General features: G+C 60.4%; 28 protein-coding genes. 12 read left to right on the forward strand and 16 right to left on the reverse strand.

Annotated elements, in window-relative coordinates; genetic code table 11:
* Positions 1-77: 77 nt before the first annotated feature.
* A complete protein-coding gene (gene aroE, locus AB7M32_RS04805; protein ID WP_454249230.1) occupies positions 78-899 on the reverse strand; it encodes a shikimate dehydrogenase in 822 nt (273 codons plus the stop codon).
* 13 nt (positions 900-912) lie between these two features.
* On the reverse strand, positions 913-1,827 hold the full coding sequence (gene hemF, locus AB7M32_RS04810) for an oxygen-dependent coproporphyrinogen oxidase (RefSeq protein WP_454249231.1): 915 nt from the start codon (positions 1,825-1,827) through the stop codon (positions 913-915).
* 162 nt (positions 1,828-1,989) lie between these two features.
* Here hemF and AB7M32_RS04815 point away from each other — a divergent pair, with 162 nt between their 5' ends.
* Positions 1,990-2,967, forward strand: a complete 978-nt coding sequence (locus AB7M32_RS04815; protein ID WP_454249232.1) for an NADPH:quinone reductase — start codon at positions 1,990-1,992, stop codon at positions 2,965-2,967.
* 1,369 nt (positions 2,968-4,336) lie between these two features.
* Here AB7M32_RS04815 and AB7M32_RS04820 read toward each other — a convergent pair.
* The 3 genes from AB7M32_RS04820 to AB7M32_RS04830 all read right to left on the reverse strand — a co-directional run bounded on the left by AB7M32_RS04820 (position 4,337) and on the right by AB7M32_RS04830 (position 7,156).
* A complete protein-coding gene (locus AB7M32_RS04820; protein WP_014335849.1) occupies positions 4,337-4,894 on the reverse strand; it encodes an L-threonylcarbamoyladenylate synthase in 558 nt (185 codons plus the stop codon).
* A gap of 61 nt (positions 4,895-4,955) precedes the next feature.
* On the reverse strand, positions 4,956-6,050 hold the full coding sequence (gene dprA / locus AB7M32_RS04825) for a DNA-processing protein DprA (protein ID WP_454249233.1): 1,095 nt from the start codon (positions 6,048-6,050) through the stop codon (positions 4,956-4,958).
* Positions 6,051-6,130: 80 nt separating this feature from the next.
* Positions 6,131-7,156, reverse strand: coding sequence for a LysM peptidoglycan-binding domain-containing protein (locus AB7M32_RS04830; protein WP_454249234.1), 1,026 nt, complete (start codon positions 7,154-7,156; stop codon positions 6,131-6,133).
* A 170-nt stretch (positions 7,157-7,326) separates the two neighbouring features.
* Between AB7M32_RS04830 and def the strand changes: the two genes are divergently transcribed.
* From def to AB7M32_RS04870, 8 genes are all read left to right on the forward strand, one after another.
* A complete protein-coding gene (def, locus tag AB7M32_RS04835; RefSeq protein ID WP_003196300.1) occupies positions 7,327-7,833 on the forward strand; it encodes a peptide deformylase in 507 nt (168 codons plus the stop codon).
* A gap of 72 nt (positions 7,834-7,905) precedes the next feature.
* Positions 7,906-8,865 carry a methionyl-tRNA formyltransferase gene (gene fmt, locus AB7M32_RS04840; RefSeq protein WP_454249235.1) on the forward strand — a complete coding sequence of 320 codons (960 nt, stop codon included), beginning with the start codon at positions 7,906-7,908 and terminating at the stop codon, positions 8,863-8,865.
* Complete coding sequence (gene rsmB, locus AB7M32_RS04845) at positions 8,862-10,172, forward strand: 16S rRNA (cytosine(967)-C(5))-methyltransferase RsmB (protein WP_454249236.1); 1,311 nt, start codon at positions 8,862-8,864, stop codon at positions 10,170-10,172. Before fmt ends, rsmB begins: the two co-directional genes overlap by 4 nt.
* Positions 10,173-10,196: 24 nt before the next feature.
* Positions 10,197-11,570, forward strand: coding sequence for a Trk system potassium transporter TrkA (gene trkA, locus AB7M32_RS04850; protein ID WP_454249237.1), 1,374 nt, complete (start codon positions 10,197-10,199; stop codon positions 11,568-11,570).
* A gap of 178 nt (positions 11,571-11,748) precedes the next feature.
* Positions 11,749-12,060 carry a tetratricopeptide repeat protein gene (locus tag AB7M32_RS04855; RefSeq protein WP_095974457.1) on the forward strand — a complete coding sequence of 104 codons (312 nt, stop codon included), beginning with the start codon at positions 11,749-11,751 and terminating at the stop codon, positions 12,058-12,060.
* A 214-nt stretch (positions 12,061-12,274) separates the two neighbouring features.
* Positions 12,275-12,577 carry an ArsR/SmtB family transcription factor gene (locus AB7M32_RS04860; protein WP_003177098.1) on the forward strand — a complete coding sequence of 101 codons (303 nt, stop codon included), beginning with the start codon at positions 12,275-12,277 and terminating at the stop codon, positions 12,575-12,577.
* Between the two features lie 65 nt (positions 12,578-12,642).
* Entirely contained in the window at positions 12,643-13,617 is a 975-nt protein-coding gene (locus AB7M32_RS04865) for a zinc-dependent alcohol dehydrogenase family protein (RefSeq protein ID WP_454249238.1), read from the forward strand.
* A 32-nt stretch (positions 13,618-13,649) separates the two neighbouring features.
* Positions 13,650-13,979 carry an antibiotic biosynthesis monooxygenase family protein gene (locus AB7M32_RS04870; RefSeq protein WP_454249239.1) on the forward strand — a complete coding sequence of 110 codons (330 nt, stop codon included), beginning with the start codon at positions 13,650-13,652 and terminating at the stop codon, positions 13,977-13,979.
* A 198-nt stretch (positions 13,980-14,177) separates the two neighbouring features.
* Here AB7M32_RS04870 and AB7M32_RS04875 read toward each other — a convergent pair whose 3' ends face one another.
* Both AB7M32_RS04875 and AB7M32_RS04880 read right to left on the reverse strand, forming a co-directional pair.
* Positions 14,178-14,750: an AAA family ATPase gene (locus tag AB7M32_RS04875; protein ID WP_454249240.1), complete on the reverse strand. Its 573-nt coding sequence runs from the start codon at positions 14,748-14,750 to the stop codon at positions 14,178-14,180.
* Positions 14,751-14,876: 126 nt separating this feature from the next.
* Positions 14,877-15,917 (reverse strand): restriction endonuclease, encoded by a 1,041-nt coding sequence (locus tag AB7M32_RS04880; RefSeq protein WP_454249241.1) that lies wholly within the window; start codon positions 15,915-15,917, stop codon positions 14,877-14,879.
* 175 nt (positions 15,918-16,092) lie between these two features.
* On the opposite strand from AB7M32_RS04880, the gene AB7M32_RS04885 reads away from it, so the two are divergent.
* Together AB7M32_RS04885 and AB7M32_RS04890 are read left to right on the forward strand one after the other, a co-directional pair.
* Positions 16,093-16,479: a GNAT family N-acetyltransferase gene (locus AB7M32_RS04885; protein ID WP_454249242.1), complete on the forward strand. Its 387-nt coding sequence runs from the start codon at positions 16,093-16,095 to the stop codon at positions 16,477-16,479.
* 65 nt (positions 16,480-16,544) lie between these two features.
* Positions 16,545-16,871 (forward strand): hypothetical protein, encoded by a 327-nt coding sequence (locus AB7M32_RS04890; protein WP_454249243.1) that lies wholly within the window; start codon positions 16,545-16,547, stop codon positions 16,869-16,871.
* A gap of 352 nt (positions 16,872-17,223) precedes the next feature.
* Here AB7M32_RS04890 and AB7M32_RS04895 read toward each other — a convergent pair whose 3' ends face one another.
* The 7 genes from AB7M32_RS04895 to AB7M32_RS04925 all read right to left on the reverse strand — a co-directional run bounded on the left by AB7M32_RS04895 (position 17,224) and on the right by AB7M32_RS04925 (position 23,130).
* Positions 17,224-17,862 carry a hypothetical protein gene (locus tag AB7M32_RS04895; protein WP_454249244.1) on the reverse strand — a complete coding sequence of 213 codons (639 nt, stop codon included), beginning with the start codon at positions 17,860-17,862 and terminating at the stop codon, positions 17,224-17,226.
* 338 nt (positions 17,863-18,200) lie between these two features.
* Positions 18,201-18,563, reverse strand: a complete 363-nt coding sequence (locus AB7M32_RS04900) for a DUF6124 family protein (RefSeq protein ID WP_454249245.1) — start codon at positions 18,561-18,563, stop codon at positions 18,201-18,203.
* Between the two features lie 661 nt (positions 18,564-19,224).
* Complete coding sequence (locus AB7M32_RS04905) at positions 19,225-19,860, reverse strand: SCO family protein (protein WP_454249246.1); 636 nt, start codon at positions 19,858-19,860, stop codon at positions 19,225-19,227.
* Positions 19,857-20,756, reverse strand: a complete 900-nt coding sequence (gene cyoE / locus AB7M32_RS04910) for a heme o synthase (protein ID WP_072347596.1) — start codon at positions 20,754-20,756, stop codon at positions 19,857-19,859. Before cyoE ends, AB7M32_RS04905 begins: the two co-directional genes overlap by 4 nt.
* Complete coding sequence (locus AB7M32_RS04915; RefSeq protein WP_454249247.1) at positions 20,744-21,823, reverse strand: COX15/CtaA family protein; 1,080 nt, start codon at positions 21,821-21,823, stop codon at positions 20,744-20,746. Before AB7M32_RS04915 ends, cyoE begins: the two co-directional genes overlap by 13 nt.
* Before the next feature lie 10 nt (positions 21,824-21,833).
* Positions 21,834-22,427, reverse strand: coding sequence for a hypothetical protein (locus AB7M32_RS04920; protein ID WP_072411158.1), 594 nt, complete (start codon positions 22,425-22,427; stop codon positions 21,834-21,836).
* Positions 22,393-23,130: an SURF1 family protein gene (locus tag AB7M32_RS04925; RefSeq protein ID WP_454249248.1), complete on the reverse strand. Its 738-nt coding sequence runs from the start codon at positions 23,128-23,130 to the stop codon at positions 22,393-22,395. Before AB7M32_RS04925 ends, AB7M32_RS04920 begins: the two co-directional genes overlap by 35 nt.
* 70 nt (positions 23,131-23,200) lie before the next feature.
* Between AB7M32_RS04925 and AB7M32_RS04930 the strand changes: the two genes are divergently transcribed.
* Positions 23,201-23,404, forward strand: coding sequence for a twin transmembrane helix small protein (locus tag AB7M32_RS04930; RefSeq protein ID WP_454249249.1), 204 nt, complete (start codon positions 23,201-23,203; stop codon positions 23,402-23,404).
* A gap of 8 nt (positions 23,405-23,412) precedes the next feature.
* Here AB7M32_RS04930 and AB7M32_RS04935 read toward each other — a convergent pair whose 3' ends face one another.
* Entirely contained in the window at positions 23,413-24,300 is an 888-nt protein-coding gene (locus AB7M32_RS04935; RefSeq protein ID WP_454249250.1) for a cytochrome c oxidase subunit 3, read from the reverse strand.
* A gap of 24 nt (positions 24,301-24,324) precedes the next feature.
* Positions 24,325-24,876 (reverse strand): cytochrome c oxidase assembly protein, encoded by a 552-nt coding sequence (locus AB7M32_RS04940; RefSeq protein WP_123413963.1) that lies wholly within the window; start codon positions 24,874-24,876, stop codon positions 24,325-24,327.
* Positions 24,877-24,991: the final 115 nt, after the last annotated feature.

Consider the following 24,991-nt stretch of genomic DNA (forward strand, 5'->3'; position numbering starts at 1 on the left):
CGCGAAGCGGCCCTGCTTTTTTGGGACTGCTTCGCAGTCCAACGGGGATAAATCCCCTCGCCACAACAGCCTGAAGCCTACAGCGCGAGCTGTCGGCGCAGCTCGGCCAGCACCGGCGCGGTGTCCGGGCGCACCCCGCGCCACAGGTAGAACGCTTCGCCCGCCTGTTCGGCGAGCATGCCCAGGCCATCCATCGCCACCGCCGCCCCGTGCTCACTGGCCCAACGGCAGAATGAGGTCGGTTCCTTGCCATACATCATGTCGTAGCAGACCGTCTTGCCGGGCTCGATCAAGCTGGCGGCAATCGGCGGCACATCCCCCGACAGGCTCGCGGAGGTGGCGTTGATGATCAGGTCCACCGGCTCTTGCAGCCAATCGAACCCACTGGCCGAGACCGGGCCCAGGTCGGCGAACGACTCGGCCAGCACTTCGGCTTTTTCCACGGTGCGGTTGGCGATGATCACCGAGACCGGCGCTTCGGCCAGCAGCGGCTCCAGGGCGCCGCGCACCGCGCCGCCGGCCCCCAGCAACAGGATGCGCTTGCCCTGGAGGCTGAAGCCGGCGTTGACGGTCAGGTCGCGGACCAGGCCGGCGCCGTCGGTGTTGTCACCCAACAGACGCCCGTCGGCCAGTTTGCTCAACGTATTGACCGCCCCGGCCCGCTGGGCCCGCTCGGTCAGGGTGTCGGCCAGGCGAAAGGCGTCTTCCTTGAACGGCACCGTGACGTTCGCCCCACGCCCATCGCGGAAAAATGCCCGGGCGCAACCGGAGAAATCCTCCAGCGGTGCCAGCAGCGTGCTGTAGTCCAGGGTTTGCCCGGTCTGCTCGGCAAACAGGCGATGGATCAGCGGCGACTTGCTGTGGCCGATCGGGTTACCCATTACAACGTAGCGATCCATGGAATATCCCCGTTCAGGCCGTTGCCAGCCAATCGCGATCCTGCAGGAAGTACTCGGTCAGCCGCGCCTCTTCGCTGCCCGGCTCGGCTTTCCAGTCGTAGCCCCAGCGCACTTGCGGCGGCAGGGACATCAAGATCGACTCGGTACGCCCGCCCGATTGCAGCCCGAACAGGGTGCCGCGGTCGTAGACCAGGTTGAATTCCACGTAACGCCCACGGCGATATTCCTGGAATTCCCGTTGCTTGGCGGTGAACGCGTCATGCTTGCGGCGACGCACGATGGGCAGGTAGGCATCGATGTAGGCGTCGCCGATGGCGCGGATGAAGGCGAAGCAGGTGTCGAAACCCCACTCGTTCAGGTCGTCGAAAAACAGCCCGCCGATGCCCCGGGGTTCGTTGCGGTGCTTGAGGTGGAAGTAGCTGTCGCACCAGGCCTTGTAGCGCGGATACACGTCGGGGCCGAACGGCGCGCAGGCTTGCTCGGCGACGCGGTGCCAATGGACGCAGTCCTCTTCTACGCCGTAGTAGGGCGTGAGGTCGAAACCACCGCCGAACCACCAGACGGCTTCTTCGCCTTCCTTTTCGGCGATGAAGAAACGCACGTTGGCGTGGGAGGTCGGCACGTGGGGGTTGTGCGGGTGGATCACCAGCGACACGCCCAAGGCTTCGAAGCCGCGTCCGGCCAGTTCCGGCCGATGGGCGCTGGCCGAGGGTGGGAGGCCGCTGCCGAAGACGTGGGAAAAGTTGACGCCGCCCTTTTCGATCACCGTGCCGTTTTCGATCACCCGCGTGCGACCGCCACCCCCGGCTGGCCGGGTCCAGGCATCTTCGACGAAGCGCGTGCCGCCGTCCTCGGTTTCCAGGGCGGCGCAGATTCGGTCTTGCAGGTCGAGCAGATAGGCTTTCACGGCCTCGGTACGAGTGGACATGACGTCACCTTGATCAGGGCTACGCTACGCGGCGTATAGCGGGCCGGTGGCAAATGGGCGCACAGGATACCACCGCACTTGCCCACGCCACAGTTGACGACGGTCAAGCTTAGGAGTCCGATAGCAGGCTTGGTAAAAGTCTGCGACAAGGAGAAAGTGAAGATGGCCAAACGTATCCAGTTCAGTTCCCACGGCGGTCCCGAAGTGCTCGAGTACGTCGACTATCAGCCGGCCGAGCCGGGCCCGCAGCAGGTACGCGTCAGCAACAAGGCGATCGGCCTGAATTTCATCGACACCTACTACCGCAGCGGTCTCTATCCGCCACCGGCGCTGCCTTCGGGCTTGGGCGCCGAGGGCGCGGGCGTGGTGGAGGCCATCGGTTCAGGCGTCACGCGGTTCAAGGTCGGCGACCGGGTGGCATACGGCAGCGGGCCGCTGGGGGCCTACAGCGATGTGCATGTATTGCCCGAAGCCAACCTGGTGCATCTGCCCGAATCCATCAGTTTCGAACAGGCCGCTGGCGTGATGCTCAAGGGCCTGACCGTGCAATACCTGTTGCGCCAGACCTATGAACTCAAGGGTGGCGAAACCATCCTGTTCCACGCCGCCGCTGGTGGCGTGGGCTCCTTGGCCTGCCAATGGGCCAAGGCCTTGGGCGTGAAGCTGATCGGTACCGTCAGCTCACCGGAAAAAGCCGCCATCGCCAAATCCCATGGCGCCTGGGAAACCATCGACTACAGCAAGGAAAACGTCGCACAGCGGGTGTTGGAATTGACTGACGGCAAGAAGGTGCCCGTGGTGTACGACGGCGTTGGCAAGGACACCTGGCTGACCTCCCTGGACAGCGTCGCCCCCCGTGGCCTGGTGGTGAGCTTCGGCAATGCCTCGGGGGCGGTGGACGGTGTGAACCTGGGGATTCTTTCGGCCAAGGGCTCGCTGTACGTCACCCGCCCGACCTTGGCGACGTACGCCAATAATGCCGAAAACCTGCAGCGCATGGCCGATGAACTGTTCGGGATGATCAGTAGCGGCAAGCTCACAGTGGACATCAACCAGCGTTACCCACTGGCGGACGCGGCCAAGGCCCAGACCGAACTGTCGGCGCGGCGCACGACGGGGTCGACGATTCTCTTGCCCTGAGATTTGATGGTTCAGGTTGCTTGAAAACCTGTGGGAGCGAGCTTGCTCGCGAAAGCGTTGTGCCAGTCGACATCAATGCTGGTTGACCTGACGCCATCGCGAGCAAGCTCGCTCCCACAAGGGGTTTGCAGTGACCACAGATCCGGCATTCGCCACAAATTCCTGTGGGAGCGAGCTTGCTCGCGAAAGCGTTGTGTCAGTCAATATCAAGGCTGGCTGACCTGACGCCATCGCGAGCAAGCTCGCTCCCACAAGGGGTTTGCAGTGACCACAGATCCGGCATTCGCCACAAATTCCTGTGGGAGCGAGCTTGCTCGCGAAAGCGGTGTGTCAGTCAATATCAAGGCTGGCTGACCTGACGCCATCGCGAGCAAGCTCGCTCCCACAAGGGGTTTGCGGTGACCACAGATCTGGCATTCGCCACAAATTCCTGTGGGAGCGAGCTTGCTCGCGAAAGCGTTGTGTCAGTCGACATCAATGCTGGTTGACCTGACGCCATCGCGAGCAAGCTCGCTCCCACAAGGGGTTTGCAGTGACCACAGATCCGGCATTCGCCACAAATTCCTGTGGGAGCGAGCTTGCTCGCGAAAGCGGTGTGTCAGCCGACATCAATGCTGGTTGACCTGACGCCATCGCGAGCAAGCTCGCTCCCACAAGGGGTTTGCAGTGACCACAGATCCGGCATTCGCCACAAATTCCTGTGGGAGCGAGCTTGCTCGCGAAAGCGGTGTGTCAGTCAATATCAAGGCTGGCTGACCTGACGCCATCGCGAGCAAGCTCACTCCCACAAGGGGTTTGCAGTGACCACAGATCTGGCATTCGCCACAAATTCCTGTGGGAGCGAGCTTGCTCGCGAAAGCGGTGTGTCAGCCGACATCAATGCTGGTTGACCTGACGCCATCGCGAGCAAGCTCGCTCCCACAAGGGGTTTGCAGTGACCACAGATCCGGCATTCGCCACAAATTCCTGTGGGAGCGAGCTTGCTCGCGAAAGCGGTGTGTCAGTCAATATCAAGGCTGGCTGACCTGACGCCATCGCGAGCAAGCTCACTCCCACAAGGGGTTTGCAGTGACCACAGATCTGGCATTCGCCACAAATTCCTGTGGGAGCGAGCTTGCTCGCGAAAGCGTTGTGTCAGTCAATATCAAGGCTGGCGGACCTGACGCCATCGCGAGCAAGCTCGCTCCCACAAGGGGTTTGCAGTGACCACAGATCCGGCATTCGCCACAAATTCCTGTGGGAGCGAGCTTGCTCGCGAAAGCGTTGTGTCAGTCAATATCAAGGCTGGCTGGCTGGCTGACCTGACGCTATCGCGAGCAAGCTCGCTCCCACAGTGGTTTTGTGCAAGATGCAGAGTTTGTTTCCGGGCTCAGTCCGGGCGTACGACCTTGCCAGTAGCCAAGTCACGAATCACGCTGGGGTTCTTGCGCCCGCCCAGGTTGCCGCCCAGCACCAGATCGATCTGCCCGCGGAAATACTGCTCGACGCGAATCCGTGTGCGCGCCGCCGGGCGCCCTTGGGGGTTGGCCGAGGTGGACACCAGCGGCCCGACCAACGAGCACAAGTCGCGCACGGTGGGATGATCGCTGACCCGCAGCGCTACCGTGTCGTGCACCCCGGTGATCCATTCCGGCAGCAGGTTCTGGTGCGGCACCAGCCAGGTATTGGGCCCCGGCCAGGTGCTGGCCATGCGGTCCATCCAGGTTTCGGGGAAGTCTTCGAACAGGAAGTCGAACTGGTGGATGTTGTCAGCCACCAGGATCAGGCCTTTGTCGGGCAGCCGCGATTTGATCGCCAGCAGGCGCTCCACCGCCTCCTCGTTCCACGGGTCACAACCCAGGCCCCAGACCGCTTCGGTTGGATAGGCAATCACCGCCCCGGCGCGAATTTCTCGCGCGGCTTGTTGCACACGCCAACTGTTGACCATGAAAGTTTCTCCCGCAACGCAAATAAGGCTGTGGGCAGTTTACCGATCTTCCCCATAAAACCTAGCGTGCAAACCAGCGCCCGTTGTCACAGGTGGCGCGTCCTTCCATTTCCAGCTCGGTCAACGCCGCCAACACTTTGGGCAAGCCCCAGCCGCTGGCGTCGGCCAAGGCCTCGCTGCTCAACGGCGCGGCATGCAGCAGGCGCAGCAGCGGATGGGTCACCGGCTCAGGCGCCGTGGCCAGCGGCAACCGCTGCCAACCGCGCAACGCTTCGAGGATGTGCTCGACGGTTTCCACCAGCGCCGCACCGTCGCGGATCAACTGATGGCAGCCCCGGGCGCCGGGGTGATGGATCGATCCAGGAATGGCATACACCTCGCGGCCCTGTTCCGCCGCCAGTCGGGCGGTGATCAGCGAGCCACTGGCGACACTGGCTTCCACCACCAGCACCCCCAGGGACAAGCCGCTGATGATCCGGTTGCGGCGCGGAAAGTTGCTGGCATGGGGCGGCGCGTCCAACGGGAACTCCGACAGCACCGCGCTGCCTTGGGCAATCATCGCGTCTGCCAGCCGACGATTGCGCTGTGGATAAAAATTTTCCAGGCCGGTGCCCAACACGCCGACGGTGCGGCCGCCAACGTCCAGCGCCGCCTGATGGGCCGCCGCATCGATGCCCAACGCCAGGCCGCTGGTGATGACAAAACCGGCCCCGGCCAGGCTGCGGGAAAACGCCGCCGCAGTGTCCATGCCCGGCCGCGATGCCCGGCGGCTGCCGACAATCGCCAGCTGGGGTTTTTCCAGGATCGAGGTGTCGCCAGCGACGAACAGCAGCGGTGGCGCGTCGCTGATCTGTGCCAGCAGCGCCGGGTAGTCAGGTTGGTCCCACATCAGTAAATGCTGGCCCGCACGCTCTAGCCAGGCCAATGCATGGGCGGCGCCGTCACGTACATCCGGGTTGCGTCTCGCCTCGGCGCAGGCGATGGGCAGGCCCAGCGCTCGCCAGGCACTGGCCGGTGCACTGATAGCTTTGGAGGCCGAGCCGAAGGCCTCCATCAGGGTCATGAAACGCTTGGGACCGAGTTCCGGCAAGCGGTGAAGGCGTAGCCGAGCTTCCAGTTCCGCAGGGGAAACCGGAGCAGATTCAGGTAGTGACATGCGATCATCCTTGACCGTTATAAGCCCCGTACAAACGGGAACAAGCTGTGGATAACTCTGTTGGTAACTTGTGAGACCCGTTATGGGTTACGGACCTTGTCGAGCACCGACAGCGAGCGCGAGGCGTACAGCACCAAGCCGTAGCTGAGCTTGTCGTAAGTGCGGAACACCATCAGCAGGCCGGCCCGCTCATCGGGGATTTTCACTGGCTCGCCAGTGATGCGGTCGCGCACGGTTTCACCGGTCTTCATCACCGCCAGCACGTTGCCCTCGATCAGCCCATCGCGACGGCCCTTGTTCAGGGTAACCACGTCCAGCGCGCCGATCTGGGTCACGCCCCGGGGCACGTCCAGGATCAACCCGTTGATGTCCGTTTTTGGCGCGCTGGGCATGAAGGTCGAGTTGATCGAGCGCTCTTCGCCGCTGAACAGGCGATCACCCAGGCGCACTTCCTGGGTGGTGCGTTGCAGGGCCAGGGTGGTGACATCGCCCTCGGTGGCGACCACTTCGCCGCCGCCGATGTCGTCGGCGTTGATGCCTAAAAACTCCTTGGTCTCGGGATCGGTGTAGACCTTGCCCTGGCGGAAGATGCCGTAGGCCGACTGGTTCGAGTCGAATGTGCCACGGGCGAAGACCCGATCCCCCATGCCGCTGAGCACCCGCTCGGCATTGCCGGCGACGACATAGGGCGCCTTGTCGAAATCCTCAGGCGTGTCGACGATGCGGTTGCTCAGCAGGAAGCTGTTGATGGCTTGCAGCGGAATGCTCGGGATGGCATCGGCCACCGGCGAACTGCGAATGCGTGGCGACAGCTTGATGGTGCCGCGTGAGGCACCGCGATTGAGGGTCAGGCGCGGCTGGCCGTTGACGTAGACCAGCGACAGGGTATCGCCCGGATAGATCAGGTTGGGGTTTTCGATCTGCGGGTTGGCCTGCCAGAGTTCCGGCCATTTCCACGGCTCGCGCAGGTATTTGCCGGAAATGTCCCACAATGTGTCCCCCGTCACCACCGTGTATTGCTGGGGAAAACCTTCCCGAAGTTGCACTTGCCCGTGCGCCATACCGGCCGAAGCCAGGAGCAGCAGGGCGAGTAGTGATTTCCTCATGCGGTGAATCCCTTTATTATGTGCGTTCGCGTAAAACGCCAGAGCCCCCGTGGCTCGCTGCCCTGTGGAGCTGTTTTCCCCAAGGGCAACGTTTTACAACGGTAGCCTGCATCCCAAGACACGCCAGGCCAGCCACCCGACTTTACCTCACACGTGCATTTATCAAGCTTATGGCCATTTTGAACATTCTCGAATTTCCGGACCCGCGCCTGCGCACTATCGCCAAACCGGTGGCCGTAGTGGACGACGAAGTGCGTCAGTTGGTCGATGACATGTTTGAAACAATGTATGAGGCGCCAGGCATCGGCCTCGCCGCGACCCAGGTCAACGTGCACAAGCGTATCGTCGTGATGGACCTTTCCGAAGACCGCAGCGAGCCCCGGGTGTTCATCAACCCCGAGTTCGAAACCCTGACCGACGAGATGGACCAGTACCAGGAAGGCTGCCTTTCGGTGCCAGGCTTCTATGAAAACGTCGACCGTCCGCAGAAGGTCAAGATCAAGGCCCTGGACCGTGACGGCCAGCCTTATGAACTGATCGCCGAAGGCTTGCTGGCGGTGTGCATCCAGCACGAGTGCGACCACCTCAACGGCAAGCTGTTCGTGGATTACCTGTCTACCCTCAAGCGTGACCGGATCAAGAAAAAACTGGAAAAACTTCATCGCCAGAATGCTTGATGCCCTCTCTTCAAAGGCTTGCCGCGGCAAGCCTTTTTCTTTTTGCGACTGCTTTGTAATTGAGAGCTTCCCATGACTGAGCCCCTGCGCATCGTCTTTGCCGGCACTCCCGAATTTGCCGCCGAACACCTCAAGGCCCTGCTGGCCAGCCCCCACGACATCGTCGCGGTCTACACCCAGCCGGACCGGCCGGCCGGTCGCGGGCAAAAACTGATGCCCAGCCCGGTCAAGCAGCTGGCCCTGGAACACGGCATCCAGGTGTTGCAGCCACCGACCCTGCGCGACGCGCAAGCCCAGGCCGAACTGGCGGCGCTGCAGCCGGACTTGATGGTGGTGGTCGCCTACGGCCTGATCCTGCCCCAAGTGGTGCTGGATATCCCGCGCCTGGGCTGCATCAACAGCCACGCCTCGCTGCTGCCGCGCTGGCGCGGTGCGGCGCCGATCCAGCGTGCGGTGGAAGCCGGCGATGCCGAGAGCGGCGTGACGGTGATGCGTATGGAAGCCGGCCTGGATACCGGGCCGATGCTGCTCAAGGTCAGCACGCCCATCAGCGCCGAAGACACCGGCGGTAGCCTGCATGACCGCCTCGCGCTGATCGGCCCGCCCGCCGTGGTCGAGGCCATTGCCGGCCTGGCTGCCGGCACGCTGGAAGGCGACGTGCAGGATGACAACCTCGCCACCTACGCACACAAACTGAACAAGGACGAGGCCCGCATCGACTGGAGCCGCCCGGCCGTCGAGCTGGAGCGTCTGGTGCGGGCCTTCAACCCGTGGCCGATCTGCCACAGCACCTTGAACGGCGAAGCCCTGAAAGTGCTGGCGGCCCATTACGCCGAAGGGGAGGGCGCACCGGGTGAGATCCTCAGCGCCAGCAAGGACGGCCTCGTCGTTGCCTGCGGTGAACAGGCGTTGTGCCTGACGCGCCTGCAACTGCCCGGTGGCAAGGCACTGAACTTCAGCGACCTGTTCAACAGCCGCCGTGAGAAATTTGCCGTCGGCACCGTCCTCGGCCAAGCGACGGACGCCTCATGAACCCGCGTCTGGCCGCCGCCAAGGCACTCGCCGCGGTACTCAGCGGGAAAGCCTCGCTGAACAGTTCCCTGCCGACCCAACTGGACAAAGTGGAAGACCGTGATCGCGGTTTCACCCAGGACCTGGCGTTCGGCACCGCTCGCTGGCAGCCGCGGCTGTCGGCCCTGGCGGCCAAGCTGTTGCAGAAGCCGTTCAAGGCCGCCGATGCCGACGTCGAAGCGCTGCTGCTGGTGGGGCTCTATCAACTGCTCTACACCCGCGTCCCGGCCCACGCCGCCATCGGCGAAACCGTGGGCTGCGCCGACAAGTTGAAAAAGCCCTGGGCCAAAGCCCTGCTCAATGCCGTGCTGCGCCGCGCCCAACGGGAAAGCGAAGCCCTGCTGGCCGAGCTGGAACACGACCCGGTGGTGCGCACCGCCCACCCGCGCTGGTTGCAGAAATCCCTGAAGGCCTTCTGGCCCGAGCAATGGGAAGCCATCTGCGCGGCCAACAACGCCCATCCGCCGATGATCCTGCGGGTCAATCGCCGCCACCATACCCGTGATGCCTACCTGGCGTTATTGGGCGAGGCGGGCATCCCGGCCATCCCGTGCCAGTACAGTCGCGACGGCATCGTGCTGGAAACCCCCGGCGACGTACGAGCACTGCCGGGCTTTGCCGACGGTTGGATCAGCGTTCAGGACGAAGCCGCCCAACTGGCCGCCGACCTGCTGGAGCTGGCGCCCGGCCAACGGGTGCTGGACGCCTGTTGCGCGCCGGGGGGCAAGACCTGCCACATCCTCGAGGCCGAGCCGAAGCTGGCCGGCGTGGTGGCGGTGGACCTGGAAGCCAAGCGCCTGGTACGGGTGAAGGAAAATCTCGAGCGCCTGGGCCTGGACGCCCAACTGATCGCCGCCGATGGCCGCGACACCGCAACCTGGTGGGACGGCAAACCGTTCCAGCGCATCCTGCTGGACGCGCCGTGCTCGGCCACCGGGGTGATTCGTCGGCATCCGGACATCAAGCTCACCCGCCAGCCGGACGATATTGCCGCACTGGCCACCTTGCAAGGCGAACTGCTCGATGCCCTGTGGCTGACCCTCGAAGTCGGCGGCATGCTGCTCTACGCCACCTGTTCGACCTTGCCCACCGAGAACACCGACGTGATCGAGGCCTTCCTCGCCCGCACCCCGGGCGCCCGGGAACTGGACATCGCCAGCCAGGCCGGCCTCAAGCAGCCCCATGGCCGCCAGTTGCTGGCCCAGGAGGGCGGGCACGACGGCTTCTACTACGCCAAGCTGATCAAGATCGCCGCTGCACGCGGTTAAGACCGATTCGATAGGAGTGACTGGATGAAAATCATCATCCTCGGTGCAGGGCAGGTCGGCGGTTCGCTGGCGGAACATCTGGCCAGCGAGGCCAACGACATCACCGTGGTCGACACCGACGGCGAACGTCTGCGCGACCTCGGTGACCGCCTCGACATCCGCACCGTACAAGGCCGGGGTTCCTTGCCTACGGTGCTGCGCCAGGCCGGCGCCGACGACGCCGACATGCTGGTGGCCGTGACCAACAGCGACGAAACCAACATGGTCGCCTGCCAGGTCGCCCACACCCTGTTCCACACCCCGACCAAAATCGCCCGGGTGCGCGAGGCCGCCTACCTGACCCGTGCCGACCTGTTCGACAACGAAGCGATCCCGGTGGACGTGCTGATCAGCCCCGAGCAGGTGGTGACCAACTACATCAAGCGCCTGATCGAGCACCCCGGTGCCCTGCAGGTGATCGACTTTGCCGAAGGCAAGGCGCAACTGGTGGCGGTCAAGGCCTACTACGGCGGGCCGCTGGTGGGCCAGCAACTGCGCCAATTGCGCGAACACATGCCGAACGTGGAAACCCGGGTCGCGGCGATTTTCCGCCGGGACCGGCCGATCCTGCCCCAGGGCGACACGGTGATCGAAGCCGACGACGAAGTGTTTTTCATCGCCGCCAAGGCGAATATTCGCGCGGTGATGAGCGAAATGCGCCGCCTCGACGAGAATTACAAACGCATCGTCATCGCCGGTGGCGGGCAGATCGGCGAGCGCCTGGCCGAAGCCATCGAAAGCCGCTACCAGGTCAAGATCATCGAGATGAACCCGACCCGCTGCCGCTACCTCTCGGACACCCTCGACAGCACCGTGGTGCTGCAGGGCAGTGCCTCGGACCGCGACCTGCTGCTGGAAGAAAACATCGCCGACGCCGACATCTTCCTGGCCCTGACCAACGACGACGAAGCCAACATCATGTCGTCGCTGTTGGCCAAGCGCCTGGGGGCGAAGAAGGTCATGACCATCATCAACAACCCGGCCTACGTCGACCTGATCCAGGGCGGCGACATCGACATCGCTATCAGCCCGCAACTGGCAACCATCGGCACCTTGCTGGCCCACGTACGCCGCGGCGACATCGTCAGCGTCCACTCCCTGCGCCGCGGCGCGGCCGAAGCCATCGAGGCCATTGCCCACGGCGATGCCAAGTCCAGCAAAGTCATCGGCAAAGCCATCCGCGACATCGGCCTGCCGCCGGGCACCACCATCGGCGCGATCATCCGCGACGAAGAAGTCCTGATCGCCCACGACGACACCACGATCAAGACCGGCGACCATGTGATCCTGTTCCTGGTGGACAAGAAGCACATTCGCGACGTCGAGAAGCTGTTCCATGTGGGGTTGAGCTTCTTCTGATCTGGAATGTGCAGTGACGGAAAGGGCCTCATCGCGAGCAAGCTCGCTCCCACAAAGGGTTCAATGCCGTTCACAAGATTTGTGTTCACCCTAGATCCCCTGTGGGAGCGAGCTTGCTCGCGATGGCTATCTAGCAGCCAACTGATCAACCCCTGAGACAACAGATAAGGACGCCGCCATGCTCGACTCCCTGGAAAAAATGCTTGCCAAGGGTGTGGATAACGCCCTGCTACGCTTCGGCCTGGGCAAAGGCTACCTGGACCTCGGCGAATTCCCCCGCGCCGCCGAACACTTCCAACGCTGCGTCGAACTCGACCCCAAATACTCAGCCGCCTGGAAACTCCTGGGCAAAGCCCACCAAGGCCAAGGCGACCTACCGGCCGCCCGTCAAGCCTGGGAACAAGGCCTCGAAGCCGCCCGCGCCCACGGCGACAAACAGGCGGAGAAGGAAATGACGGTGTTCCTGAAGAAGCTGGACCGCCATCCCTGAACTCACACAAAACCGCTTTTTGTGGCGAGGGAGCTTGCTCCCGCTTGAGTGCGAAGCACTCATATTCAATACCTGCCCCCCAAGAAACCGACGCACAACGCCTGTGGCGAGGGGATTCATCCCCGCCAGGCTGCGAAGCAGCTTCAAAACCCCCACTCATGAGCTATCCGAATTCACGTATTGACATATCGAAAAATCTCGATATCCTCGCCGCATGGACCTACTCGAAATATTCAAAGCCCTCTCAAACCCGACACGTCTCCAAATCCTGAAAGGTTTGAAGGATCCGGCAAAGAACTTCCCCCCGCAGGATGAGGGTGACGTTCACACGGTCGGCGTCTGCGTCAGCAGTATCCAGGAAGGGATTGGCCTGTCGCAGTCAACGGTGTCCGGTTATCTGGCCACGTTGCAACGGGTGGGTCTGGTCGAAGTCAGGCGTATAGGCCAGTGGACCTATTACAAACGCAATGAAGCCACCATCAGTGCTCTCGCCGAGATCATTGGGAAAGACCTGTAGCGTTTTTTTACCACAGGATATCGAGATATTCCGATATCCCTTTTTATCGATACGAGGATTTACTTATGAAAGCGATGATTCTTAAATCATTCGGCGGTCCTGAATCGTTCGAACTCCGCGACGTGCCCAAGCCCGTTCCGCAAGCGGGACAAGTCCTGGTCCGCGTATACGCCACTTCCATCAACCCGCTGGATTACCAGGTTCGACGCGGCGACTATCCCGACCTGGTACCGCTGCCGGCCATCACCGGCCACGACGTCTCTGGCGTGGTCGAAGCCGTCGGGCCCGGTGTGACCGCCTTCGCGCCCGGAGACGAAGTCTGGTACACCCCGCAAATATTTGAAGGGTCAGGCAGCTATGCCGAGTACCACGTCGCGGCCGAAAGCATTGTCGGGAAGAAACCGCCCGAGCTGAGCCATCTTGAGGCCGCAAGCCTGACCCTGGTGGGCGGGACGGTGTGGGAAGCGCTGGTGGTGCGCGCGGCGCTCAGGGTCGGGGAGAGCATTCTTGTCCACGGCGGCGCTGGAGGCGTCGGGCATGTCGCGATCCAAGTGGCGAAAGCCATGGGCGCCCGGGTGTTCACCACTGTGCGCGAAGCAAACGCGGAGTTTGCCCGCAACTTGGGTGCCGACGTGATCATCGACTACGAGAAAGAAGATTATGTCGACGCTGTCCTTCGGGAAACCGCTGGCCACGGCGTGGATGTCGTATTCGACACCATCGGCGGCAACACACTGTCCCGCAGCCCCGACGTCCTCGCCCAACTGGGCCGCGTCGTCTCGATCGTGGACATCGCCCAGCCACAAAACCTCGTCCAGGCCTGGGGCAAGAACGCGAGCTATCACTTCGTGTTCACCCGCCAAAACCGCGGCAAGCTCGATGAGCTGAGCGCATTGATAGCCCGCGGTCAGCTGCGCCCACATGTCGGCGCCGTCTATTCGCTGGCCGACATTCCCCTGGCCCATGCCCGGTTGGAAAGCGCCAACAACGGTCTTCGAGGAAAAATCGCCATTGCCGTCGAGCCATCGCTCATTCCGTAAATGCGAACTTTTAGCCAATTCAGAGGTGCGTCATGGTTTATGAAATCGCTGTGCTTCCTGTTCACAAAGAACGCATTGAAACGTTCCGACGCGCATTTGCCGAAGTCGCTCCATTGCTCACACGGGCCAAGGGTTACGGCGGCCACATGCTGGCGCAAGGGATCGAAACGCCCGAGCAGTTCAACCTGATCGTGCGGTGGCAATCACTGGAAGACCACACACCGGGTTTTGAAGCGAGTGAAGACCATCGGGTGTTCATGATGGGGTTGGAGGAATATTTTTCGGAGGAGCCGAGGGTTTACCATGTTGAGGGGGCGGCTTTTGAGACCAACGCGAGCGCCGCAGGAGCCTTATGGCCTTGAAAGCAAAGCCCGTGGCGAGGAGCTTGCTCCCGCTTGAGTGCGAAGCACTCATAAGAAGCTCCTCCGCGCCTATACCAGTCCCACATCAACCCTGCAGAAAACGGGAACAGACCGCGATTATGCGCTGGGGGTGGAGTTGTTCATGAAGCGGCGGCGGTTTGAGTCGGTTGGCTGAAGAGAAGAAGGGCAGACTGAATGTTAATCACGCAGCGGTTTTGTCGGAACCTGGCCTTTTCGCGACGACTTTACGTAAGACGCTTCCCCAATACTCGACAGAAACTGCCTAGTCTGGCGGTTGGATCGCAGACAGACGACACGACAGGTTGATGGGGCCGTTGCCGCGAGTAGCTTCATCTTGGCACGCGCCGATTTACGGGTAGTCCACATGAAGTTGAAAAATTCCGGGAGTTTCCCTAGCTGCTCTGGGCAATCCTCTGGAAGGTCGGGGCGAGGGCGGCCTCGCTGGATCAAAGTCCTGAGAAGCACACGCCAAAACCGAAGCAGCGATGATCGATCAATCCATATTAAGAGATCGGCTCTGGCAATCCGATTGTTCCAGGTGGCCGAATGACCGCCTTCAAAAATCCACTGATCGCGAGCCTCGACCTCGCGACAAAGGCGAGTCTTCTCATCTGCGTTTCGCTCGATCCACCCCGGTTGCCAATGGATCGTGTCGATATGGATGACCGGCAAACCGGTGTGTTTGCCCATCTCTCGAGCCAGCGTACTTTTCCCTGACCCTGGTTGGCCGACAATCATGACACGCTGCATAGGAGCTCCTGTTCTTTTAACGTCCTGGTACTACTGGGCAGCTTGATCGTTATTCAGGCTCCTTCACCATGTAGAAAGAGGGACAACTATCAGAAATAAATTCGTCCCCTTATTTTTGCTTATCCGTTATTGAATTTCACGGTAGGACAAGTTTCCCATCTTCTTGTAGCCAAATTTTTCTTTGTTGCTCTCCCAGATCATCTGATCATTGAAAGTTCGTATTGGTGGCGTGGATAGATTCACCCACTTGTCGTGCTTCGCCAACTCGTCAAGATCGCCTACACCGTAGAATGCATGAAATAGTGGTTGCCGAAATTCGCTATAGAAACTTGGGTCATCAGGCGAGTAATAGTCTGATTGAGGAAGCGTGATTTGAAGCTTTATGTGCCAAGTTATGTATCCCCCATCTACACAACATTCATCTAACTGAGCCTTGATTTCGGAAGGACTCAAGGCTGGAGAGTTCTCAGATGGAACGAGGTAGTCTGCGGCGACACTGTAAAATGGACCATTTGGGGTGTCGTGCCAAATACCTCTTATGCGGAGACTTTCGCCATCGCCGAGGTAGACGTTTTCAAGCTCTTGAACTATGAGCTCAAGATCGATAAGTGAGGGAGGGTCAATTCCAGCGCGGCTTTCAACGTAAAGGAAATAACCCCTGAAATGGGCCATCCAGCGTTCTTCGCGTTCGGTGTAAAACATTCGCCATTTTGGGACTGCCATAGAGATAGGAAAGAACTGTTGTGCGATGGAGTAAGCGTTGGGGTTCAGTAGTAGTCTTTCGATTGTGACCGAATCCCAAACTTCGGTTGCAATATTGGCGTTAGAGGACAGCTCTCTTAGCTTTCTCGCCAATTCAGATGAAATAGTAGTAGTGCAGGCCAGTAAATAGCCGTCAGCTTTAACTCTTTCACATCGGTCGCGGATGTCTGTGACATCATCTACGCCAATAGTTCTATTCGAGTGTGCATAATGCTTGCAATCAACAAGCCACAGGCGCTTGCTATCTTGGATTTCCCCCTTTAGGGGTTCTTCAACAAGTAAATCTCTATCGCTATCTGGACCCTTACCAGTCCAATGAGGCCGCAACCCTCGCTTTAATAAAATCTCTCGAACGAGCTGCTCAAATTTGGTTCCGTCCTTCGGTAACTCCGTAAAAGTCAGCAAAGTAAACTCCTATAAAAAATGTCTAATAGCACTCTGCTCAGTAGGTCCAACAGTTGACTCTATACCTCGCGGAAATTGGAACAAACCGCGATCTTGGGTTTGCCTTTAATCGGCCCGTCTCATAATCGTGGTCTGTCCCCAGTTTCGAAATGCTTTACTAACCGATGCAGAATCGGTGTCTAAACTCTTAGAGCAGCTAGGCTACCAAGCCTCGCCACAGCTTATCCGAAATAAGCTTGAGGCTTTAGGAGTTAGTACCTGCGATACCGTGCTGCTGGCACAAGACGGTGAAAATATCATTGGTGTCATAAGCTTGCACGTACTGGAGCTGTTTCATCAGGCAGGCAGGCTCGGACGCATTACCTCGCTAGTCGTTGACGATGACTTCCGGGGGCAAGGTGTAGGGGCGATGCTGGTTGCCGCTGCCGATGCGTTTTTTACAAAACAACTTTGCGTTCGGGCTGAGGTGACTAGCAGCGACCACCGAATAGAGGCCCATACATTTTACCAGCGGCAAGGTTATGCGGCTGACGAACGTCGGTTTGTAAAACGGTATAAATGAAAGGGGACAGATTTATTTGATAGAAATAACTCTGTCCCCTTTTTCGGGCGATGGAGGGGGGGTGAATGAGTTTTGATCTGCACATAGAAGCTGATAGCGTTTTGACGGTTCCGATGCTGAGCATGGCATTGATGAAGGCCGGTGCGATAGAGGTCGATAATCTGAACGGCGCTTTGGAGGCCGTTTTCGCCTCCGGACTAAGGCTGATAGCAGAAGACGAAACCACTGACTTCACGATATACGCCGAAGACAAGAAAGGTCTTGAATTCAAAGTCGGTTTGCGTTGCAGCATTAGAATCAAAGGCCCTGAACCTGAGGGGCAGTCATCTATGAGCGAGCTGGAAAAATCGCTGAGTCTATTGCTCAAACGCGCTCATCCCTCTTCCTGCTAACCTTCCAGTATGAGAGTACGTTGTACCGGCGGGACGCAATGGGCCTGCATCGTTCCCGGGATTAAGGTCGCCGAGAAATTTGACCGTCCCGCTATGGGGCGGAAGCAGCCGCTCATCACTGACCGCTTTTGGCCCGATTGCGGTCTGTCTCCGAAGGCTGCAATCGACTTTGGATTCAACGTATCCGTTCGGCCAACGCACCTCCCTGACCCCAACAAAAAAGAGGGCAAATTTACTTTCTTAAAATAAATCTGTCCCCTTTTTTGCTGTCCCCTTTTTTGCTTTTTTGATGAGCAGCAAGCGACTGAAAGTAAGTCTGTTCCCCTTTTCCGAAATTTTGTTGAATAAACTGTTAAGCGCCGACTCCAGATGCTTCGACTGCCGCTTTTGAGAGGAGGCCAAGGTTGCTTCTTGGGTGGGCTTTTTCCCCGAGCCAATTCGGAATCAACGCGCCTTGAGAAGCAAAATGCTCAACATGCACCACGGTGATATTTCCGTCCGTATAGGCAACTGAATTGATCATTTTCCAAGCACTAGGGCGAGCGCGGCGAAACAGGCTGTAAGCGGATGCCACATAGTTCAGGTTCGTGCCCAGACCAAACATGACAACGAGCCGAGTTTCTTTCGGCAAGTCACGGAGAAAGGTAGTTGTGCAGTTAGTTGCGACGGATGTGCCAAACGTGGTGGCAATAAACTTGTCCAACATGCCTCCGCCCGATCCTTTCCAAGATGCAGATTTATGGTCGTAGCGCTCCACAGTGCAACGAATGAGTGATGCGAAATGAAAGCGTCCAGACTTATCCGAAATAAGACGGTCTACGTTTTTCTTCACTCTATCAGGCTCGTCGGTGGGAATGAGTCCAATGTGAGCCAGAATCTTGCCCACGTTGAGGCGACTGCCCTTGTACGCAATTTCGTCGTGAGGTGTGGAAGCGAGCGCTCCAGCCTGAGTCGGGCCCTTGGAGAAGCCTAATACCACGATCTCGGGCATAGTGCTGCCCCAAGACAGAGGGTTAGCTGTAATTCGCCAATCCCCCTCCGTGCGCTTGGATACATCAAATTGCGGCTCGATATGACTATGGCAACGCGAGCAGGTGACTCTGCCATGACTAGGTAAGCAACTCATCAAACCTCCGGTGTTGCAATAGATGCCTAAAGTCTGAGGTGGCCGGGGAGCATTGGACGAACTCCGCAGCGCCTAACTATTGCGAGGCAGCTGCTAGCAGCATAGTTGACGTCGCTCATCACGATATTCGCCGCTCGCTCTTGCGGATAAAAGAGCCAAAACCCAGCGCAAAGCGCCGGGTTTTTTTCGTTGGAGCTGTTTGGCTACTGCCTCGGCTCCACATTATCCAACACCCGATTCGCCAACAACGAACTCAGCTCAATCAACTGCTGAATCCCTTGCGCCACATGACGCCTTGATCCATCCAGATCAAACGCCAGATCACTCACCATCGCATCAGCCGAAGCCAGCGTCTCGCTGAGATTGGCGAGCAAGCATTCGTTATCGAGGCCTTTCACGACGGTGAATAGCTGGCCCGGTTTGGGGGCGTCTTGAGATTTTTCAGATTTCGGCAGCAAGTAGTGATCAAGCACGCGTTTGGTGGTTTCGTCTTGCTGCTTGGCTTTGGATTTTGCGGACGTAGAAGTGGAATCTGCCTCTGGCGGATTCGGGGTTATTTTGTACATCGGTGTGGGTCCTCATAGTAGGCCGCACCATCTCGCTACTAAACGAAAGGGTGGCGGCTGTGCGCAAGTTAGTAGACCGGTAACCCACACCAAACCCGGCGCGCCCGAGGGCGCCATGCGCACAGCCACCATCGAGAACAGGCAAATGCCTGACTGATGAGACTTGTACAACCAAGGTGGGAACCGGGCTACTAAACCCGACCACTGATGGGCAGTGGCAGGAAAACAATAGAACCCCGGGACAAGGCGCACAAGCGGGCGGATTCTGGCGTAGTTGTAGGCAAAGGCGCAAGGATGCGTGGGTTGGTGGTGGGGTGTAGGTGGGGTCTGTAGGAGCAGGGTTTGTCGGCGATGCGGGTGACTTGTTTTGGTCTGGAACCGAGTCGATTTCATCGCGAGCAAGCTCGCTCCCACAGGGGTTGGGGGGCTGTTGCAGATAGTGTGTTCACTTCCACCCGGTGTGGGAGCGGGGGCTGGAGGCCTCTCGTCCTGAACCTAGCCATCGCGTTGTGCCATGTTGATTGTGTTCAGCCTTTTGGGGGCTGCTGCGCAGCCCAGCGGGGATAAATCCCCTCGCCACAAGGGACTTCCCTACCACAAGGGGACTTCCTCACCACAAGGAATGGGCATGGCTTAGCTGAACGGCATGCTCCTGGAGGCGCTATTTACGCTTCAGCATCTCCGGCAACTGCGCCACCAGCTTCTGATTATTCAACGGCGCGCGAATAAACCCGCGCTGGGTACCGTCCGGCCCAATCACCGCCAGGTTGCCGCTGTGATCAACCGTATAGTTGGGCTTACTGGTATCCGCCGGAATAAACGGAATGCTCACCGCATTCGCCAGTTTCTGCAGGTCTTCAACAGACGAAGCAGTCAGGCCTTTGAACTGCGGATCAAAGTACCCCAGGTACTGCTTCAGTTGCTTGGGCGTGTCGCGGTTCGGGTCGACGCTGACCAGTACGATCTGCAACTTATCCACAGCTTCCTTCGGCAACTCGCTTTTGATCTGGCGCAGTTGGGCGAGGGTGGTGGGGCAGATGTCCGGGCAGAAGGTGTAGCCGAAGAACAGCAGGCTCCATTTGTCTTTCAATCCATCCATCACTACGGGCTGGCCGTCCTGGTCGGTCATTTTCACGTCCGGCAGGTTGCGGCTCTGGGGCAGCAGGATGATGCCGGCGTCGATCAGCGCGGTCGGGTCGCCCTGGCCTTTGCCGGACAGCACCTTGTTGATGGTCAGGCCTAGGATCAGTGCGATCACGGCCACGAGGATGAAGACGGTTTTCTGGGTTCGAGTCATAGGCTCAACAGTAAGTAATGATCTACAAGCAGGGCGATGAACAGCAGGAACAAGTAATAGATAGAGTACTTGAAGGTGTTGATCGCCGCGTGCGGCCGAGTGCCACGGTACAACACCACGGCCCATTGCAGGAACCGGGCGCCCAGCACGAGCGCGCAAACAAGATAGAGCATTCCGCTCATATGGATCACGAACGGCATTAGGCTCACCGCCAGCAGCACCAGGGTGTAGAGCAGGATATGGATTTTGGTGTAGTGCTCGCCGTGGGTCACCGGCAGCATCGGGATGTCGGCCTTGGCGTATTCCTCTTTGCGGTGGATGGCCAAGGCCCAGAAATGTGGTGGGGTCCAGGCGAAGATGATCAGCACCAGCAGCAGCGGTTCGGCGCTGACATGCCCGGTGGCCGCCACCCAGCCCAGCAGCGGCGGCGCCGCGCCGGCGAGGCCGCCGATGACGATGTTCTGTGGCGTTGCGCGCTTGAGGAAGCCGGTGTAGACCACCGCATAACCCAGCAATGAAGCGAGGGTCAGCCAGGCTGTCAGTGGGTTGGTGAAGGCCAGCAGCAGGGCCTGGCCGATCACGGCCAGGGCCAGGGCGAAGGTCAGTGCGGCGGCGGGGGAGATGCGCCCTTCGGCCAGTGGCCGTTTGTGGGTGCGGGCCATGACGGCGTCGATGCGGCGGTCCACCACATGGTTGACCGCCGCCGCGCCGCCGGCACACAGGGCGATGCCCAGGTTGCCGAACACCAGCACCGTCCAGGGCACGCCGGCGCGGGTGGCGAGGAACATGCCCACCAGCGAGGTGATCAGCATCAGCACCACCACTTTCGGCTTGGTCAGCTCCAGGTAATCGCGCCAGATCGCTTGGCTGTGGCGTTCACCGGTCAAGGTTGCCATGGCATCTCTCCTTTTATAGTTATGGGGCTGACGCCGTGTTTATGCGGGTTGAACCGCCAGCGCAGCGGGACTTGATGCTTGACCCGGACCAGGCTGGTGCGGGCGTGATAGTTGACCAATACCAGGGTCAGCAGCAACGCGGCGCCCCCGGCGTTGTGGGCGACGGCCACCGGCAACGGCAGGTGGAACAGCACGTTGCTGATGCCCAGGGTGATCTGTGCCGCCAGCGCCGTCAGCACCAGCCCGGCCAGGCGGGTCATGCCGACGGTCTTCAATTGCCAGGCCAGCCCGAGCAGCACCACGGTCACCAGCAAGGCGCCGATGCGGTGGGTCAGGTGGATGGCGGTGCGGGCGTCGCTGTCCAGTTGCCCGCCCAGGTAGTTGGGGCCGATGTGTTGGGTCAGGTGAAAGCCGTTGGCAAAGTCGGCCGGTGGCAGCCATTGGCCGTGGCAGGTGGGGAAGTCGATGCAGGCCACGGCGGCGTAATTGGAACTGACCCAGCCGCCCAAGGCGATCTGGCCGATCACCAGCAGCAGCCCGGCGGTGGCCCAGTGTTGCAGGCGCTTGGGCACGGTCAGCGCCGGTAGTACGCCGGACAATCTCAGCGTAAGCAGAAACAGCAGGCTCAACGTCGCGAAGCCGCCCAGCAAATGCCCGGTGACCACTTGGGGCCAGAGCTTGAGGGTCACGGTCCACATGCCGAATGCCGCTTGCGCGAAGACCACCGCCAGCAGGAACAGCGGCAATTTCAACGGCTGACCCGGGCGGTGGCGGTTCATCCAGGACCGTGCCGCCAACGCTACGATCATCAAGCCCAAGGCGCCGGCGAAGTAGCGATGGACCATCTCGTTCCAGCCCTTGTGGGCTTCCACCGGAGTGTCGGGAAAGTGCAGCTCGGCATGGGCCAGTTGGGCTTCGCTCTTGGGCACGCTGATGAATCCGTAGCAGCCGGGCCAGTCGGGGCAGCCGAGGCCGGCGTGGGTCAGCCGGGTGTAGGCGCCCAGCAATACGACGATCAGTGCCAGCAGCGTGGCAAACAGCGCGAGGCGAAATCCTGGTTTGGCCATGTCGATGCCCTCATCCGATGTTCGACAGTTTCAGCAAGTGGCGCAGGTCGTTGAGCAGGTCCTTGCCCTTGACCCGGGCGTCGTAGCGCAGCACCAGGTTGCTGTGGGGGTCGATGATCCACAGTTGGGCGCCGCCGGAGCCCTGGGCGCCTTTCTGATAGGCCGGCAGGTCCAGTGGGTAGCGTTGAAGTTGCGGGTATTCGCGTTGCAGTTGAGCGTCGTACTCGGCGTCCAACGGTTGCGCCACCGCCAGGGCATGGCTGGCGCGAGAGGCTTCGCGGCCCAGGCTGATCTGGACTTGCCGGGCCAGGTACACCAGTTGCCGGCAATCCACCGAGCATTCCTGTGGCGCCGTGACCAGGATCTGCCAGCGCTGCTCGTCGGCCTGCACGCCAATCTCGGCGCGGGTCTGGCCGGTGCCGATCAGTTCGCCGTGGTAGCTGCGGCTGTCGGGCACCCAGAACTGGAATTTGTACATGCCGGTGGCCAGGATCATCGGGCCGATCACCCCGAGCACGATCAGCAGCAATTGCACGCGGCCCTTGCGACGGTTGTGTGCCGCGGGCGCCTCAGACGTGTTGGTTGGATTCATGGTGCTTCCCATGGTGTCTCCCTGCGTTGTGCCATCCGAGATAAAGAAAAAGGCCGAACAGGGCCGCCGCCATGGCGAACCACTGCACGGCATAACCGAGGTGTTTTTCCGGGCCCATGGCCACGACGGGCCAATCGGTCCGGTAGGCACCGGGGCCGTTTTGTTGGCGTAATTCATAGGCGAAGCCGCTGCGGCCCAGGTCGGCCCAGAGCTTGTCCGGCTCGATGGCAGTGACCAGTCGCGGCCAGGGAGCGCCGGCCGGGTCGGCGTGGAGCTGGAACGTCGCGCCGGGGGCGACATAGACCCAGGCCTGGAGGCTGACGGGTTGTTCCGGCGTGTTGAAGACCGGCGGGGTACGCCGGTCCGGCCAGGGCAGCCAGCCGCGATTGACCAGCAGCCAGAGCCCGGTCCGGTGGTCGAGGAACGGTTGCAGCAACTCGACGCCGACCTTGCCGTCGTGTTGGCGGTTGTCCAGCAGGATGCTGTGCTCGGCGTCGAACTGGCCCTGCAGCGTGACCGCTCGAAAGGCCGGGTCGGTGGTGTGTGCCAGCTCGGTGCTGTCCAGCGGCGGCGCCACGCGGCGCTCGGCGTAACTCTCCATGAGCACACGTTTCTGTTCGCCCCGGCTCAGTTGCCAGAACCCCAGGCACACCATCACCGGCACCAGAACGGCGACCACCAGCGACGGCAGGATGCCCGGCCGAAAGTGTTTCATGGCGCCGTCCGAAAGCCGTCGAACGGGATAGCTATACTCACGTGCATTGCGTCCCCCCGGAGTGTCCCTAATGCTAAAAGCAGCCATCGTCCTGATGCTGATTGCCACGATTGCCAGCCTTTTCAGCGGTCTGTTTTTTCTGGTCAAGGACGACAGCAGTTCCAATCGCCTGGTCATCGCCTTGGTGATTCGGGTCGGTCTGGCCGCCGCCACCGTCGGCTTGATCGCCTGGGGTTTCTTCAGCGGCCAACTGGTGTCACACGCGCCCTGGTAGCGTTTGCCTCAGAGCACGTAGACGAAGATGAACAAGCCGATCCACACCACATCGACGAAGTGCCAATACCAGCTCGCCGCCTCGAAGCCGAACTGGTGCTCGTTGTCGAAGTGCCCGCGCATGATGCGCATCAGCATGACGAACAGGATGATCGTGCCGATGGTGACGTGGGCGCCGTGAAAGCCCGTGAGCATGAAGAACGTCGCGCCGTAGACGCCGGAGCCCAGGGTCAGGCCCAGTTCTTTATAGGCGTGGATGTATTCCTCGGCCTGGAAGCCCAGGAAGGCACAACCCAGCAGGACGGTGATGGCCAGCCAGATTTTCAGCGCGCCGCGATGGCCTTTTTTCAGGGCATGGTGGGCGATGGTGACGGTGACGCTGGAACTGACCAGCAGGATGGTGTTGAGCAGCGGCAAGCCCCAGGGGCTGATGACGTCCTTGGGCGCCGGGAAGAGTTTCGGATCGGGGTTGTTCAGCAACGGCCAGGCGAACTCGAAGCTCGGCCAGAGCATGTGTGACAGGCCCTTGGTGCCTTCGCCCGCCAAGCCCGGTGCGGAGATCATGCGCACATAGAACAGGGCGCCGAAGAACGCGATGAAGAACATCACCTCGGAAAAGATGAACCAGCTCATGCCCCAGCGGAACGAGCGGTCGAGCTGGGCGCTGTACAGCCCGGCGCGACTTTCCTTGATCACCGCGCCGAACCAGCCGAACAGCATGTAGGCCACCAGCAGGCCGCCGACGAAAAAGATCAGCGGGCCGTGGGAATCCGGCCGGGCGGCCTTCAGGTCGTTGAACCAGGTGGCCAGGCCATACACCGTGACGAACATCCCGACCGTGGCGATGATCGGCCATTTGCTCTGGGCCGGAACGTAATAGTGTTCGTGAGTTGCCATTTATTGTTCTCCTTATCGGGCACGCTATCGGTCAGTGTTTAAAGCCACCGGTGGATGACGAGCGGTGATGTCGAACAGCGTGTAGGACAGCGTCAGATGCTTCACTTCCTTGGGCATGTCCCGGTCGACGATGAAGCGCATGGGCATTTCGATGCGTTCGCCGGGTTGCAGCACTTGCTGGGTAAAACAAAAGCATTCGGTCTTGTGGAAATACGCCGCCGCGTTGCTCGGCGCGATGCTCGGCACCGCCTGGGCACTCATTGGCCGGTTGGTGGGGTTGTGGACGACAAAGACCATCTCGTTCACCGCCCCCGGCCGGACCACCAGTTCATCGCCCTTGGGGTAGAAATCCCAGGGCATGTCCACCGAATTGGTCGACAGGAACTGCACACGCACCTGACGCGATTCATCGACGGTTTGCTCGCCTTCGTATTGCCCGGCGGTCTTGCCGTTGATGCCGAACGCCTTGCACATCACGTCGTAGATCGGCACCAGGGCAAACCCGAAGATGAACATGGCTACCACCACCAACAGCAGGCGGGTGACCAGTTTCTTCAGTGAAATCGAATCAGCCATGATTTCCAGTCCCTACCAGGAACCCTGTGGGAGCGAGCTTGCTCGCGATAGCGGTGTGTCTGACACACCGAGTCGCTGCCATCGCGAGCAAGCTCGCTCCCACATAAGGCCCCGG

The organism is Pseudomonas sp. R151218B TE3479, assembly GCF_053629195.1.

Bases quoted from the DNA above. Each gene is read 5' to 3' on its own strand.
- aroE (WP_454249230.1), bottom strand. From the start codon at position 899: ATGGATCGCTACGTTGTAATGGGTAACCCGATCGGCCACAGCAAGTCG.
- hemF (WP_454249231.1), bottom strand. From the start codon at position 1,827: ATGTCCACTCGTACCGAGGCCGTGAAAGCCTATCTGCTCGACCTGCAA.
- AB7M32_RS04815 (WP_454249232.1), top strand. From the start codon at position 1,990: ATGGCCAAACGTATCCAGTTCAGTTCCCACGGCGGTCCCGAAGTGCTC.
- AB7M32_RS04820 (WP_014335849.1), bottom strand. From the start codon at position 4,894: ATGGTCAACAGTTGGCGTGTGCAACAAGCCGCGCGAGAAATTCGCGCC.
- dprA (WP_454249233.1), bottom strand. From the start codon at position 6,050: ATGTCACTACCTGAATCTGCTCCGGTTTCCCCTGCGGAACTGGAAGCT.
- AB7M32_RS04830 (WP_454249234.1), bottom strand. From the start codon at position 7,156: ATGAGGAAATCACTACTCGCCCTGCTGCTCCTGGCTTCGGCCGGTATG.
- def (WP_003196300.1), top strand. From the start codon at position 7,327: ATGGCCATTTTGAACATTCTCGAATTTCCGGACCCGCGCCTGCGCACT.
- fmt (WP_454249235.1), top strand. From the start codon at position 7,906: ATGACTGAGCCCCTGCGCATCGTCTTTGCCGGCACTCCCGAATTTGCC.
- rsmB (WP_454249236.1), top strand. From the start codon at position 8,862: ATGAACCCGCGTCTGGCCGCCGCCAAGGCACTCGCCGCGGTACTCAGC.
- trkA (WP_454249237.1), top strand. From the start codon at position 10,197: ATGAAAATCATCATCCTCGGTGCAGGGCAGGTCGGCGGTTCGCTGGCG.
- AB7M32_RS04855 (WP_095974457.1), top strand. From the start codon at position 11,749: ATGCTCGACTCCCTGGAAAAAATGCTTGCCAAGGGTGTGGATAACGCC.
- AB7M32_RS04860 (WP_003177098.1), top strand. From the start codon at position 12,275: ATGGACCTACTCGAAATATTCAAAGCCCTCTCAAACCCGACACGTCTC.
- AB7M32_RS04865 (WP_454249238.1), top strand. From the start codon at position 12,643: ATGAAAGCGATGATTCTTAAATCATTCGGCGGTCCTGAATCGTTCGAA.
- AB7M32_RS04870 (WP_454249239.1), top strand. From the start codon at position 13,650: ATGGTTTATGAAATCGCTGTGCTTCCTGTTCACAAAGAACGCATTGAA.
- AB7M32_RS04875 (WP_454249240.1), bottom strand. From the start codon at position 14,750: ATGCAGCGTGTCATGATTGTCGGCCAACCAGGGTCAGGGAAAAGTACG.
- AB7M32_RS04890 (WP_454249243.1), top strand. From the start codon at position 16,545: ATGAGTTTTGATCTGCACATAGAAGCTGATAGCGTTTTGACGGTTCCG.
- AB7M32_RS04895 (WP_454249244.1), bottom strand. From the start codon at position 17,862: ATGCCCGAGATCGTGGTATTAGGCTTCTCCAAGGGCCCGACTCAGGCT.
- AB7M32_RS04900 (WP_454249245.1), bottom strand. From the start codon at position 18,563: ATGTACAAAATAACCCCGAATCCGCCAGAGGCAGATTCCACTTCTACG.
- AB7M32_RS04905 (WP_454249246.1), bottom strand. From the start codon at position 19,860: ATGACTCGAACCCAGAAAACCGTCTTCATCCTCGTGGCCGTGATCGCA.
- cyoE (WP_072347596.1), bottom strand. From the start codon at position 20,756: ATGGCAACCTTGACCGGTGAACGCCACAGCCAAGCGATCTGGCGCGAT.
- AB7M32_RS04915 (WP_454249247.1), bottom strand. From the start codon at position 21,823: ATGGCCAAACCAGGATTTCGCCTCGCGCTGTTTGCCACGCTGCTGGCA.
- AB7M32_RS04920 (WP_072411158.1), bottom strand. From the start codon at position 22,427: ATGGGAAGCACCATGAATCCAACCAACACGTCTGAGGCGCCCGCGGCA.
- AB7M32_RS04925 (WP_454249248.1), bottom strand. From the start codon at position 23,130: ATGAAACACTTTCGGCCGGGCATCCTGCCGTCGCTGGTGGTCGCCGTT.
- AB7M32_RS04930 (WP_454249249.1), top strand. From the start codon at position 23,201: ATGCTAAAAGCAGCCATCGTCCTGATGCTGATTGCCACGATTGCCAGC.
- AB7M32_RS04935 (WP_454249250.1), bottom strand. From the start codon at position 24,300: ATGGCAACTCACGAACACTATTACGTTCCGGCCCAGAGCAAATGGCCG.
- AB7M32_RS04940 (WP_123413963.1), bottom strand. From the start codon at position 24,876: ATGGCTGATTCGATTTCACTGAAGAAACTGGTCACCCGCCTGCTGTTG.